12 protein-coding genes are annotated in these 14579 nt (G+C 45.3%); 8 read left to right on the top strand and 4 right to left on the bottom strand.

Features of this window, described 5'->3' with window-relative positions:
• The 8 genes from ACOJS8_RS23810 to ACOJS8_RS23775 form a co-directional block, all read left to right on the top strand.
• Positions 1–945 (top strand): hypothetical protein (locus ACOJS8_RS23810; protein WP_420151059.1); only part of this gene is annotated, 945 nt, incomplete at its 5' end.
• 986 nt (positions 946–1931) lie between these two features.
• Positions 1932–2330 (top strand): hypothetical protein, encoded by a 399-nt coding sequence (locus tag ACOJS8_RS23805; protein ID WP_420151058.1) that lies wholly within the window; start codon positions 1932–1934, stop codon positions 2328–2330.
• A 37-nt stretch (positions 2331–2367) separates the two neighbouring features.
• Positions 2368–3279, top strand: coding sequence for a helix-turn-helix domain-containing protein (locus ACOJS8_RS23800; RefSeq protein WP_420151057.1), 912 nt, complete (start codon positions 2368–2370; stop codon positions 3277–3279).
• A 190-nt stretch (positions 3280–3469) separates the two neighbouring features.
• Positions 3470–4273: an SDR family oxidoreductase gene (locus tag ACOJS8_RS23795; RefSeq protein ID WP_420151056.1), complete on the top strand. Its 804-nt coding sequence runs from the start codon at positions 3470–3472 to the stop codon at positions 4271–4273.
• Between the two features lie 367 nt (positions 4274–4640).
• Positions 4641–5120 carry a (2Fe-2S)-binding protein gene (locus ACOJS8_RS23790; protein ID WP_420151055.1) on the top strand — a complete coding sequence of 160 codons (480 nt, stop codon included), beginning with the start codon at positions 4641–4643 and terminating at the stop codon, positions 5118–5120.
• A complete protein-coding gene (locus ACOJS8_RS23785; RefSeq protein WP_420151054.1) occupies positions 5104–7290 on the top strand; it encodes a molybdopterin cofactor-binding domain-containing protein in 2187 nt (728 codons plus the stop codon). Before ACOJS8_RS23790 ends, ACOJS8_RS23785 begins: the two co-directional genes overlap by 17 nt.
• A gap of 31 nt (positions 7291–7321) precedes the next feature.
• Positions 7322–8248 carry a helix-turn-helix domain-containing protein gene (locus tag ACOJS8_RS23780; protein ID WP_420151053.1) on the top strand — a complete coding sequence of 309 codons (927 nt, stop codon included), beginning with the start codon at positions 7322–7324 and terminating at the stop codon, positions 8246–8248.
• 411 nt (positions 8249–8659) lie between these two features.
• On the top strand, positions 8660–10252 hold the full coding sequence (locus ACOJS8_RS23775) for a carbohydrate-binding domain-containing protein (protein ID WP_420151052.1): 1593 nt from the start codon (positions 8660–8662) through the stop codon (positions 10250–10252).
• A gap of 420 nt (positions 10253–10672) precedes the next feature.
• On the opposite strand, the gene ACOJS8_RS23770 is transcribed toward ACOJS8_RS23775, so the two are convergent.
• From ACOJS8_RS23770 to ACOJS8_RS23755, 4 genes are read right to left on the bottom strand one after another with little or no spacing between them, the layout of a single operon-like run.
• The gene (locus ACOJS8_RS23770; RefSeq protein WP_420151051.1) at positions 10673–11482 is read right to left on the bottom strand and encodes a LytR/AlgR family response regulator transcription factor; all 810 of its coding nucleotides are present in this window, start codon (positions 11480–11482) and stop codon (positions 10673–10675) included.
• Entirely contained in the window at positions 11479–12549 is a 1071-nt protein-coding gene (locus tag ACOJS8_RS23765) for a sensor histidine kinase (RefSeq protein ID WP_420151050.1), read from the bottom strand. The genes ACOJS8_RS23770 and ACOJS8_RS23765 overlap by 4 nt, the downstream gene beginning before the upstream one ends.
• 2 nt (positions 12550–12551) lie before the next feature.
• On the bottom strand, positions 12552–13571 hold the full coding sequence (locus ACOJS8_RS23760; protein ID WP_420151049.1) for a S41 family peptidase: 1020 nt from the start codon (positions 13569–13571) through the stop codon (positions 12552–12554).
• A gap of 11 nt (positions 13572–13582) precedes the next feature.
• Positions 13583–14407, bottom strand: a complete 825-nt coding sequence (locus ACOJS8_RS23755) for a hypothetical protein (RefSeq protein ID WP_420151048.1) — start codon at positions 14405–14407, stop codon at positions 13583–13585.
• Positions 14408–14579 lie beyond the last annotated feature (172 nt).

The following is a 14579-nucleotide window of genomic DNA, read 5'->3' as shown; positions in this document are numbered from 1 at the left end:
TGGAAAACAGGCCGATTTAATCTGTTTTATCTGGAACAGTGGGCTTTATTCAAGTGCCTACCTATCAACACGATGAAATCCCTAAAGCGAGCGTTACTGGTGATTAGCCTTGGCTGGCTTGGCAACCAATTGACCAGTTGCCGACAAGAAACCAGACTGCCTGAACCCACTTCAGCGCCCACTCACAGACCCACTGCCATAACAGTATTCTATATTAACCCTGGCAAGAAGGCCATACAGTTAGGGACGATTGACGTAAGCGGAGTGAACTACGGCTACTCAGCCATCGATTCGACTACTTACCGCTATGACAAGCTGGGTCGACAGCTCAGTCGCCGACTCGTGCAACGACAGGCATCAGAGACGACTCCTAAAACGGCCTTACTCAATGAGGTGACTTACCAGTATACCTATGCGCCCACGACCGTAATTGAACAAACGCCCTCCCAGCGAGTAGAGAACCCATTGGACGCCAGTCAGCTTCGGTATGCCAGTTACTCGCAGACTTATTTTGATCGGTTCCAGGTCTTAGTGGATACCTTAAGACACTATTCAGCAGAAGGCATCTTAGTTAGCTCGACCACCATTAATCGGTCGGTCAATCCAGTAATTACCAAACGGGCTTGTCTAGTCGATCAGGGCGATGTGGTGAAGATCAGCTTGACCTATGGCCAACAGAGCGATCCTTATGAAGTCACGACCCTGAGTTATGATCGGTCCCATTATGGTCCCCTGACGACTCAACCCCTAGACGGTGAAACCAGCCGCCATGCCTTGCTGACCAAGGTGGTTACCAGCTATTGGGGACGTCAAACGGATCGGTCTAGTTTCACCTATAGAAATGAGTATGATCAGCAAGGCCGTCTGGTCCAGCGAAGCGAATCCTTCCAGCCAGCGAACGGGCAACCCACCGAGCTTCGCAGCCTAACCAGGTTTTACTATTAAGGGCGTTTAATGAGCACCCCCTATTTGGAAACAACGAACCGTAATTTGGAAACATTTCGTTTTATATACTATCCGAATTTTGCATTGCTAACATGAAAAGCAGGAAACTATGCAAAAAGTAAGTTTTAAAAAACAGAAGCTGTGATGTAAGCGGATAGTTAAATTTTCCTGAGAATTTTGATTATATAAGAATGAATCCTGCCATGGTTAGCATACATCCTGGAAGTAGTATAAAAGAGCAAACGGCTGGGCTGTACACTAACCAACCTGCTATAAAGGATTTATTGCTTTAACCTTTCACGCTTCTTGCCAAGGTGAAAGTGGTAGCGAACCAAGGTATTGAGAAGATCCTGCACACAAAGGTTGAAGCCATTCGCTGAGCTGTAGCTTTTTACAAGCTTAGTATTTGTTGACGATAACCGCATTGGTGCAATGATATTTGTGCGGGCAGTAGCTAAGACGAGAATGCTTAGATCTAGGAGTAACGAATTAAGGTAATCGCAAGCCTATAGAACCAGGGCAAGTCGAGCGATTAAAGAAAGCAGGCGGACAACAACGCACTGCCGTAACCAACAGTGCCGAAAAACTAATGGCTAGCTCTACACCAAATTCAGCTGTAGATGCCAAACAGGCAGGTGGGAAAGATTAGATTTACTGGAAGCTAGGTACTATTACAGGACGACACGTAGGCTTCATTCAAACTCACGCAAGAAACTGTTATTTACCAGTACGAGTAACTTAATACTATTTGATACGTTTCATCAGGCTGACTATTTCCTTAGCCAACTCTTATTGTTAATTATTGATGACTAAGTCAACGCATTGGATTCACATAGGGAAGGTTTCGATTTATGTAATTAAGCCACTGCCAGCAACAAAAAAACACGTCGGCAAAGAAGCGAGCCACGCTTATTAATATGCTCAGCCCAAAGCATTGGAGAAACTAATACTTTTTTTGAAATAGCTAATCCCCGATTGGCATAAACATGACATCAGCAATAGCTACTACGTTCACTTTATTTGCAATGAATTTTTTACTGAAACTAGTAGGCATCGGTTTGCTGGTCACAGGTCTTGTATTAGCAATCAAGCCCGATTTTTTTGGTAAATTCTCAACATTCCTCAATGCCTATCAGATGATAGAAAAAAGAGTAAAATGGGGTGTTCTGATTGGTATGGGGGGATTCATGATAGTTTATAATAATTGGATCTCATGGAACTTACTAATTACTGCTCTATTACTATCTATTACACTCGGTATTATCGTAGCAAGATTAATAGGCTTTGTGTTAGATGGATTTTTTATTAAACAATTTTACTGGTTGCTGATCGAAATAGTCGCTTTAATCATTTTTTGGCTTTTGTATTGGAAGCAAAGAAATTAAGCCAACCCAATCCATAATTTCCAAAACGGAAGCAGAGATGAACATCATTAATTCCTTATCTGAATTTCATCGTTTACTATCCATTCCGCCACCATTGCACCCGTTGGTTAGTATAGTACATGTTTCGGAGATACATGCCATAACTTCTGATGTCTGGAAAAAATTCACTACTAATTTTTATACAATTTCATTAAAAAATAATATTCAGTCAAAAGTAAAGTATGGCCAAAACTATTATGATTTTGATCGGGGAACTATGGTATTTACCGCACCGAAACAGGTTCAATCGGTTGAAGTGGAAACCGCCAATACATTCAATGAAACTTCCGGATCTGGTTATGTACTACTGTTTCATCCTGATTTTTTAGGAAAACATTCGTTATCGGTAAGTATCAAAGAGTACAGCTTTTTTTCCTATGCTGTAAACGAAGCCTTACATCTTTCAGAAAAAGAAGAAAATAATGTGATTGACATTTTAAAAAAAATAGATGAAGAATACCAGCATATTGACTCTCATACACAAGGTATTATATTGGCTCAAATAGATGTATTGCTTCAATATAGTAACCGCTTTTACCAAAGACAATTTATTACCCGTAAGGCGATAAACGTCGATTTACTGACAAGAACCGAAGGCCTTATCAGTGAGTATTTCAATTCTGAAATGGGCTTAAAAAGAGGAGTCCTTACCGTAGAAAGTTTGGCAAATCAACTCAATCTATCTGCCAATTATTTAAGCGATGCACTCAGGTCGCTCACCGGACAAAGTACCCAGCAACATATCCATGAAAAATTGATTGAAAAGGCAAAGGAATATTTAATCGTAAGTAACTTATCGGTTTCCGAAATCGCCTATAATTTAGGCTTCGAACGTCCACAATCGTTTAATAAGCTCTTCAAAGCCAAGACGAATCAGAGCCCGCTGGAGTTCAGGGATTCGTTTAACTGATAGAAAGTAACCCTGTTGGAACTACTTTGGTTAGGCTTCATCCACTGTTACCTTATCTTACCTCAATACGTTAGCCGTATGGATTTCGTCTGTCTTTCAATGAATAAGATCAGACAGTCAACAATAGTACAATCAAACTGACAAACCTAAAGAACTTCCGTTTGTCCGAGACTTACAAACCGTTAATTCCATGAACAAAACCATTTTTATCACAGGAGCTTCCTCTGGCTTAGGTAAGGCAACCGCTAAATTATTTCAAGCGAAGGGTTGGAATGTTATCGCAACTATGCGATCTCCGGAAAACGAAAAAGAGTTGAACCATCTCGCGAATGTGGTATTGCTGCCGCTCGATGTTACTAATCCGGTCGAAATAAAAAAAACGGTAGCTGAAGCGATCAGCCTGCACGAAATTGATGCGGTGTTTAATAATGCCGGCTACGGACTAATGGGGGCCTTGGAATCGTTCTCCGATGACCAGATTGTCAATCAGCTTACCACCAACCTGTTGGGTGTGATTAGGGTAACAAAAGAATTTATTCCGCATTTCAGAGAAAAAAAATCTGGCGTTTTCGTGAGTACTACTTCAATGGGTGGTCTGTTAGCTTTTCCATTGCATAGCGTATACCATGCCGCCAAATTTGGGGTTGAGGGATGGAGCGAAAGTATGTCATTTGAATTAGCCATGCACAATATTCAGATCAAAACGGTTGCTCCAGGAGCTGTTGCCACCGATTTCACAGGGCGTTCACTAGACAAAGTATCCTCCAGTGACTACACAAAACTGGAAGATAAACTCTTTGCAAACGTAGATAAAATGATGCGTGTTGCAGCGGATGCCACCCAAATAGCGGATGTGGTTTATGAAGCCGTAACAGATGGGAAAGACCAGGTAAATTATATCGCCGGCGAGGACGCAAAAGCAATTTATGCAAGGCGTTTAGAAATTGGTCCCAATGCCTTCAGAAAAGAAATCAAAGCCCAATTTTTAGACTAGACGTACCGTGACGAGCGAGTGGGTAATTAGCTGGGATGCCTAAAACACCTTAGCAATCAGTAGCCCCCAGCAGGTTGGACGGTGTAGAACGAAACCTAGTGTTCTCGATTCAGGAGGGTTGAATGGTCGCATTCGATTGTGTATACCAGAGCTTACAAGCCTACAAACACTACCGCCATTTATTGAGGCTTTTCACTTTTGACTACAACAAAAGTCGTTTAGGCTAAACCCATCAATTCCATCCCTACGATCTTCGTAGCATTCACTTCTTACCTTCAGTTAGGTAGGGTTTCTATTGACCAGCGTGTACTTGCCAAAGGTGGCATATCCTCCAACGCGTTTGCTATAGCGTTCAACTTGCTTATAAATGATGAAACTAAACGTCACGATTAATGGTGTAGCCAGGGCTTTTGATGTCGACCCTGATATGCCGTTGTTATGGCTTATTCGGGACGAAGCCAAGCTAAAGGGAACCAAGTTTGGGTGCGGAATGGGGGTATGCGGTGCCTGTTCGGTTCATGTGGATAGTGAGTTAATTCGCTCCTGTTCGTATCCAGCGCGACTGGCAGGGGGGAAAAATATAACCACCCTTGAGGGGCTATCCGCCGACAATAATAACATACACCCCGTTCAGCAGGCTTGGCTGGACCTCCAGGTACCTCAATGTGGGTACTGTCAGCCTGGCTTCATGATGGCAGCGGCTCACCTGCTGGAAGAAAACAGACATCCTACCGAAGAGGACATAAAAAACAGCATCTCGAATATTTGCCGTTGCGGGACACACCCACGCATCGTGAAAGCAATTCTTTTGGCTGCCAAACTCAAAAGCGATGGACCAACCAAGTAGTACTCAAAAAAAGGGGGTTTCCAGAAGAAAGTTTCTTGCCCGTTCGGGCGCTGCTATAGCGGGCTCTGTTGCTTTGCTTTACTTTGGACGATCCAAAATACGTAGCGTCCTGAGCCATGTAGCCGCCGATGTAAAGTTTGACGCGGGTATCACCGACTTTGATCCTACTGTATGGTTTGAGGTTAATATCGACAATACGATTACGTTGAAATCGCCCAAGATGGAAATGGGGCAAGGCATTTTTACCGGCTTTGCCCTATTGGCGGCCGAAGAACTTGATCTAGACGTTGCTAAAATAAAGGTTGTCCATGCATCCACTTTGACAGGTCCACAAAGTACCGCAGGCACGGGACTGAGTAACAGCACTTCTTCACTCTATATACCGATTAGAGAAGTAGCGGCCACGCTGCGGGAAACCTTAAAACTAGCTGCATCAAAAATATGGGCTGTACCCACTACTGCCGTACAAACGGCCAATGGTATACTTTCCGCAGGAAGTCACAGTGCGAGTTACGCAGAAATCGCCCAACAAACCAAAACCTGGGAGATTGCAAAAACACCTGCCCTGCGTCAGGCATCTACGTTTAAGTATATTGGCAAAGACCATAAACGGGTTGACCTGGAAGACAAGATACTAGGCAATACGGTTTATGGAATTGATATTGAAGTTCCGGGTATGGTTTACGGGGCAGTCATGTACTGCCCATATTTTGGTGGTGAAGTAAAAACGGCTGATACAACCCTGGCTAAAAGCAATCCGAGTATTTTAACCATAATTCAGGATAAAAACTGGATTGGTGTGGTCGCCAAGACAAGGTATGCAGCCGAAAAAGCCATTGCCAGTATTAAAGCTACCTGGACTTTTGACCCCAACTATACCACTAAGGATGCCATTAATGCCATTACAGTAGGCCAGGGTGTGGCGGTAGTCATGCAGGACGAAGGCAATGCGAATGATGAATTAACCGGTGATGTGCTGTCCAGCGAATACCGAACACCGATAGGCTTTCATGCGACGATGGAGCCAAGTATTGTCGTGGCCGATGCAGCAGGCGAAAAACTGAAACTATATACCTCTACGCAGAATGTCGCTTTCATGCGGCAGTCCATTGTCGACCAAACCGATTTTAAGGAAGAGAACATCCAAATCATACCGGCCTTCTTAGGGGGCGGTTTTGGCAGAAGAGGCTATAAACACAATGCCCTTGAGGCTGTCAAGCTGTCAAAAGCCGTAGGCAAACCCGTGCATTTGCTGTATACCCGGCAGCAGGAGTTTCAAAATGGCTATGTTCGGCCCAACACCCATCATGTAATGAGGGGCAAAGTAGATGCAACCGGTAAAATTTTAGCCATTCAGCATGAATTTGCCACAGGTTCGATGGCTTTTTTAGGCTTACCGATGGCCAAACCCATTATAGGGGCTGACTTCATGGTAGCGGGTCATGGAGGACGAGTTTCCTATTCTATCCCAAACAGACGAACGAAAATATGGCACAACGATCTGCCCTTTCCAACAGGGTTGTGGCGGGGTGTGGGTATGTTTGCCAATACGTTTGCTATTGAAAGTTTTATGGACGAAATGGCCAGTAAAGCTGGTGCGAACCCTTTACAGTTTAGACTAGATCACTGTGGTGACACCGCCTTGCTGCAACGTCGTAAAAACTTATTATTGAAACTTGGCGAAAAGGCTGGCTGGAATAAACCGAAAGCGGACGCTACTGGCCGAGGTATCGCTGTATGCGAAGATCATGGTACCATTTCGGCAGCCATCGTTGAGTTGCAACTTATCGATAAAAAAATAAAAATTTTCCGGGTGATTCAAGCCATCGATGCCGGAACCATTGTTAACCCAAATGGTGTAAAACAGCAGGTAGAAGGAGCTACTATGATGGCGATTAGTGCTTCGCTGTATGAAGAGGCTACTATTGAGAATAGCCAGTTTACGCAGACAAGTTTTCATACGTATCGGGTAGCCGCCCTTACCGATACGCCAGCAATAGAGGTCATCATTCAGGAAAGTTTGGAGCCGCCCTCCGGTGTGGGCGAACCACCCCTTTCACCTGTTACCCCGGCTATTGCCAATGCCATCTATAATTTAACAGGCTTCCGTTTGCGGTCTCTTCCGTTGCAGGAAGCCCTGGATAAGCACTATCAAAAGACAGGAAAATAAACCTTACCGAAACGTTAAACCGTGTTTTGTCATGCCGGCAAAGAAACCGATGCGAATAAAAACAATTACGGAAGCTCATCAACTGTCTGGATTGCCTAAACCAGACCATCCCCTTATAAGTATTGTTGATTACACCGACCTTCAATCATCTACCAATAATAGCGTAGATATAAACCAAGGACTACTATTGGATTTTTATTATATCACCCTTAAAAAAGGCTTTAAAAATAAATTATATTATGGCCAACAGACCTATGATTTTGATGAGGGTATGTTGTACTTTGTGGCGCCCAATCAGCTAATAAGAGGGGCAGGTGCTAGTCCCGAAGACGACTTATCCGGTTGGATTTTACTCGTGCATCCGGACCTTTTGTGGGGAACATCGCTGGCGAACAAAATAAAAAATTACGAATTCTTCAAGTACTCGATCAACGAAGCGCTGTTTCTGTCGGATAAAGAAAAGACAATCATTAACGACATAATCCAGCATATTAAAATCGAATACCATTCAAACATTGACAATTTTAGTCAGGATATCATCATTTCACATATAGAAACTCTGCTGACCTACGCCGAGCGATTTTACCAACGACAGTTTATCACTCGAAAAATTAATAATCATCAAATTCTCGTTCGATTAGAAAAACTCTTGTCGGACTATTTTAACGATGACGATTTATCGACGAAGGGGTTACCAACAGTTCAGTATATTTCAACCAGTTTACACATTTCCCAAAGTTACTTAAGAGGTTTACTTAAATCGCTGACTGGCCAAACGACGCAGCAGCTCATCCATGAAAAGCTGATTAATAAAGCCAAAGAACGCCTGTCAACCACCGACTTATCCGTTAGTGAGATTGCCTATGAGTTAGGCTTCGAGCATTCGCAGTCCTTCAATAAGCTCTTCAAAGCCAAAACCAACCAGAGTCCGTTGGAGTTCAGGGCTTCGTTTAACTAACTGTCAAATAGCCCTTTGGAAGTATTGGGTTCGCATTGCTTGACACAAACCGTGTATGGTGCGTCTCAAATAATCCTCTTTTTAGGCGAGGCCTGCTCACTTTTTCTTGACGAGTGATTAATTCTCTACGTTGGAGCACAGTTCCTTGCAGGGTCGCTCGACCTCGTTCCAGTGACTACAACCTACCTCACTAGCTAGTGCATAAAACCTAAGGAATGGACGCCATACGGGCGGGTCTGCAGCTTCTATATAAATTCTTATTAAGTGCTATTAAATGGATAACAAGGTGATGAGAATTCTCGATCAACTTTCGTTTCCTACCTGAAATAATCCATCTTAGGCAACGGTTAGGCACCAATTGGCGTACTACGTAATTATTAAGATATACTGTATACTACGTAAGCCACAATCATGAATCAAAACGAATTTCCGACGAGGGGATTCAGACGTAACTTTGTCAAACAAACAACGGGATTAAGTGCTGTTTGTCTTTTGTTCATCGCTACGTTCTTCTCCTGCTCGAAAACTGAAGACACCGTTACACCGGGCGGTACGACGACACCAACGACGTCGACCACTACTTCGACAGGCAACTCGCTCACAATCGACAGCACCAGTACAGTATCGGCCAAAAAAGAAGGAAATACCGGAACGGCTGCGAATGAAGAAGATCTGCTGGCCAACTCTACCTTTTCGTCGACCGTTGCCATCAACTTCGGCAGTACGGTCAGCATTACCAATCCACTCGCGGGCAAAGGCGTAACAATAACCGAAACCAACGGCGACGTAGTGATTACGGCTACGGTTGCGGAGGTTGAGTACGTGCTATCGGGAACGACAACGAACGGATCGGTAAAAATTTACAGTGATAAGAAATTCAAGCTCACGCTGAACGGTGTTAACATCACGAATGCCGACGGCCCCGCAATCAATATCCAGTCCGGCAAGCGAGCGTTTGTCGTGCTGACGGACAACACCACGAACGCATTAACCGATGGTACTACGTATGCGACCAGCACGGAAGATATGAAAGGAACATTTTTCAGCGAAGGTCAACTGATATTCAGCGGTAATGGAAGCCTTACCCTAAAAGGCAATAACAAACATGGAATCTGTAGCGACGATTACGTTCGAATCATCAGCGGAACCATTACGGTGACGGGAGCCGCATCGGACGGCATTCACACCAATGATGCGTTTATCGCCGATGGGGGAACGATAACTATTACCGCTTCCAACGACGGCATTCAGTGTGAAGAAGGTTATATCGTCATCAACAATGGTACGTTCACGGTCAACGTAGTGGATAAAGGAATAGCCGCTACGTATGATACTGACAAAACAATAGATCCGTATCTGACAATCAATGGCGGTACGATCAATATTACGTCGAGCGCGGGCGAAGGCCTTGAAAGCAAGAGCGTTCTGACGATTAACAACGGCACTATTACGGCCAAAACGAAAGACGACGGAATCAACGCGGGAACGTTTATTTACATCAATGGCGGTAATACGTATGTGTATGCCACCAACAATGATGGTATTGATTCAAATGGTCAGATTATTGTGACGGGCGGAAGAACTGTATCCGTTGGCTCGACGGCTCCGGAAGAAGGCTTCGACTGCGACCGTAATACGTTTAAAATAACCGGTGGTATTATTGTTGGTATTGGTGGGGCTACCAGTTTGCCAACGGCCAGTGTCAGTACGCAGCCTTCGGTAGTTCTGGGTTCAGGCGCAGCAAATCAACTGATTAATATCCAATCCAGCGATGGAGCAGAAGCACTTACTTTCCAGATTCCGCGCGCTTACACAACGATGCTATTCTCCAGTCCAAAACTCAAGCAGGGTAAAACCTATAAGGTGCTTACAGGCGGTAGCGTAACAGGCGGCACAACTGTTAATGGTCTGTATACCAGTGGAAGTTACGTAGCAGGATCGCAATCCAGTACGTTCACGACGAGCAGTATGGTCACTCAGGCGGGTGGCCGCACTGGACCGTAGAGAAGGCGTGTTTATAAATCGAGTCAATAAAAAAGCGGAAAATGACGAACCTCATTTTCCACTTTTTTTATTGACTAATGTCCGCCGTATACCCACTTAATACGTTGTTTTTGGAATTGATGGCAATTCATTTTCAATAGAATAACTGCGTAATCTATCTACGTTACGTAACAGCGCACCTACCGTAGCGAAAAGAGATGGATAAAAAAGGACGTATTGATTTCCAGAAATTCAGATTAAGGTATTTTATTGAAGGAGAAAGCATACCAACGCTGGTATTCCGTTTATTACCCCCGAACATTTTTAGGCGACATACGTGAGCACCTTCAACTAATGTTTATCGATCATAGGGGCTTTGTTCCTCCCCCATCCGACCTTCTGAACGACGAAGAATTTTCGCTGGCTCCCTCCCGACTGTTCTCACTCCCCCAGCCACTGCCGGAACGCCATTGCCTTCTCGCGGCTGATTAGTACGTCTTCCTCAGTAGCCGGGCGCAGGTCCAGCTTTAGCTTACTGTTGAAATACAAATGAAGTTTCTGGACGGCTTTATGGCTTACAATGAACTGACGATTCGCCCGGTAAAACTGCCGGGGATCGAGCATCTTCTCCAATTCGTCAAGCGAGTAATTGAGCATATACTGATTGTCAGCATGGGTTTTCAGAAATGTCAGCTTATTGGTCGAGTAAAAATAAGCGACCTCCGGAGTCTCTATGGGTAACAACCGTTGACCCATATGCACCAGGAACCGCTCGCGATATGTAACGGCGGGCTGCTGATGCTGACTAAGTTGCCGGATCAGATCGTTGATAGGTAACGTAACGGTCGTTGTTCCACCGTAGGTTTGCTGTAACTGCCGGAACTTTTGCAGCGCTTTTCGGAGCGCGTTTTCCTGAATAGGCTTCAGCAAGTAATCGACACTGTTGACCTCAAAAGCACGTAGCGCGTATTCATCATAAGCTGTCGTGAAAATGATTGGACTTGTTACGCTCACCTGCTCAAAAATAGCAAAGCTTTGCCCGTCCGACAGTTCAATATCCATCAGAATCAAATCGGGATGACCTGACGGCTTGTCGTCGCCTGCCTGGGTGCTGCTTTTCCGTAAATAATCAACCGATTGTTCGATACAGTCGAGTACAGCTAACACGCGAATGTCATCGCCTGCGCGTTCCACCATTGCCTTCAATTGCCGGGCTGCTACCGGTTCATCTTCAATAATCAGTACGTTCATGGTTGTACAGGTTGGAGCAGAGGAACTGATACCTGAAAAACGGCGTCAGTCTGATGAATAACAATATCTGGTTGATTGAGCAGACGATATTTTGCGGAGATATTCGCCAGTCCCATCTGATTCGATGGTACCACCGTTTGCTTCCGTTGCAGATTATTAACCACCACCAGGTTGTGCGCAGCATCGCTGTAAATACGTATTGTCAGCGGTAATCGGGTCGAGATCCGATTATGTTTGACCGCATTTTCTACCAGCATCTGGAGTGTCAGCGGAGGCAACGCATAATCCAGCACATCAGACGCTACGTTAATTTCCAGGAGCAGGCCCTGCTCATAACGCGTTTTGAGTAAATCGATATAGGCCCGAACAAACGCTAATTCTTTCGATAACGGAATCAGCACCTGCTCATTGCTTTGCAACAGATACCGATACACCTGAGACAGGTTGATAATGAACGCTACAGCCTGTTCTTTGGCATCCTCCATCACCAGCCCCTGTAATGTATTCAGGCTATTGAACAGGAAGTGCGGCTTTACCTGCTCTTTCAGTGATTCCAGTTGCGTTTGCAAATTAATTTTCTTCAGTTCCTGCGCTTCCTGGTACGTAACAGTCCACTGTAGGTACAAGTACATGCCTTCATAAATAGCGGCTAATGGTACAATGCAAAAGAACCCAACCGCTACGTTATACACGTAACGAATCGGTGTGTAATGATACCCCCAAAACATCGTTATGTCGTACAGAAACGTAGTAAGCAACCGCAAACAAGCCGTTACACCCAAAAACCAAACAACCTGATACTGAATACGTTGCCGAGTTTCGCTTAATGCTGGGTGCCGCCGTCGAGCCCGCAGAATGCCGTACCGGGCAAGCGTCCAGAGCAGCGACACTTCCAGCAGACTGAAAATCCAGTCGACCCAGAGTTGCTGGTTGTGTTGGCGGTTGATTTCGTCATAAAAAACCCAGTTTCCCAGCAATGCCAACACTGGAATGCCTACCAGCCGAAACCATTTGTCATTTAACCGTACCATCCGTCGCTGATCGAGGAATGCAAGGTAAGTGGGCATACTCATTGTAACAACTCGATAGCCCGCTCCAACACCCGATCGTGGCCAGCCTTTATTAGTTCGGGCGTATTTTTTATCCGGATTTTGGGCATGATACCAATACCTTCCAGGCTTCGTCCGTTGGCGTCGCGAACATCAGCGATGGGAACACGGAAACTCCAGCCATTGGGCAAATCACGGGGTAACGCATCGGAAAAAGCTCCGCCTGTTACATCGCCAATTTGCGTGACCTGCTTATTCTGCACCATGGCCAGCATAAACGTCTCTGCCGAACTGAAGGACCACAGATTGGTTAATACAACAACCGGTTTGGTGTACTGAAACCTACCGGCTGGTTCAGTATAAAACGTTAGTTCGGGCGCAAAGTCGCTATGCCGGGGACCGTTTCGCATTCGGGCCGTAAAGGACAGGTGTCGTTCGCTGGCAAACCGATTTGCAACGTATTGTGCTACGCGATCTTCGCCACCGCCGTTGTCCCGAAGGTCGATAATTATGCCTTTGGTATCTTTCAGGTATGTCAGCACGGAATCCATCGTTTTTTCATAGGTTCCGTAATTATTCTCGAAACCCTTCAGCAGGATATAGCCGACGTTCTGCTTGATTGTGCTGCACACAAATTCGTGCGTAATCGCCTTCGTATGGGTCAGATACGTTTTCACTACGTCGCTATTGTAATCATTCACCGTTGTTCGGCCCAGAATCCCGCCCGAATACCAGGGAAGTTTCGTATCGGCAGTTGGGCGCAGATAAACGTGATTGTCGTCCAGTACGTCCAGCAATTTTGTCATAGCCTGATACAGTTCCGCATCGGTTGTCTTTTCGGTTATCAGAGGACGATACGTTCGATAAGCAGCCTCCCAGTCTATTTTTTTCGGGTCGAAGGTTGCATACATCAGGTCGTATTCTTTCCAGAGATAATCGAAATTAGTAACAGGCGAATTAGCGGTTTGCGGCCCGAGAAGTTTTGATGTACAGCCGGTTGTCAGTAAAAACAGCAGATACAGGTAATAGACTTTTTTCACGGTTGTGGAGGTTAAAAATGAACTTCGCCATCAAGGGAGATCGAACTGCTGACAGCCCGAACAGGACGCGGGCCGGGGTACGACAAATAACGGGCACGATACGTAGCGCCCAGACTCATACGCGGACTGATACGATAACTATAGCCAAACTGCACATTTGCTTGCACCAGCTTAGCTACCGTGGCCAGTTGCGTTCCCTGTTTGAAATAAGCGCCGACGTTCGTATCCTTCGTCGATTTTGGAAAATTAGACCATATAGCACGACTGATCAGCCCCAAAACGGCCATATCGATACGTAGCGTAAGGTTATGATTGGGCTGGAAAGCATAATCGGTTTGCACAACTGGCGCAAGCGTTGCCGTATTAACAATCCAGGGAAAATTGCCAACTTCATCCGCATACCAGGCCGACTCCCGAACTGAACCGCCTACCCACGTATTAAACTTACCCAGCTCGGCCGAACCAACGCGACGAAGGTAATCTGCTTCCAGATCGAACACATACATCGTTGACGAGATCTGGTAGGAGTACGTTTTGTCTTTACCAATAGGTGTTGTGTATGTGCGGGCACCGAAACGGGTCGGATTTATCGTTCCAGCTCCACCCGTCAGACGAAGATTAACGCGCGAATTTTCTGACAGATGGCGATACGTTAATCCAACCAACGGCAGGACGTTACCCGCATACTGAAGTACTGATGCCTGCTGATCGAGCGATTGCAGACGAAACGTACCAAGCGACAGACCAATTGTGTTTTGATACGTTTGCCCATTGGCCGACATTCTCACAATCAGAATAAGCCCGATGCTGACAACTAATTTAATGGGTGGATACATAGCTTAATTCGGTTGATTAATATAACAAAGTTGCCCTTCATCCAACCAATCCGGAATCAATCGCCGACGAACCGTAAAAACTTGCTGCCTAACCCGGAAGAACGCATCCTCGAACGAGAATAATCCTGGGAGATATCGGCAGGAACCGAGCCTTTCCATTCCATCTGCTTAT

The organism is Spirosoma sp., from assembly GCF_048594605.1.
Lineage (GTDB): Bacteria > Bacteroidota > Bacteroidia > Cytophagales > Spirosomataceae > Spirosoma.
Note: the sequence above shows the minus strand (reverse complement) of the source record. Positions and strands in the feature narration are given on the sequence as shown.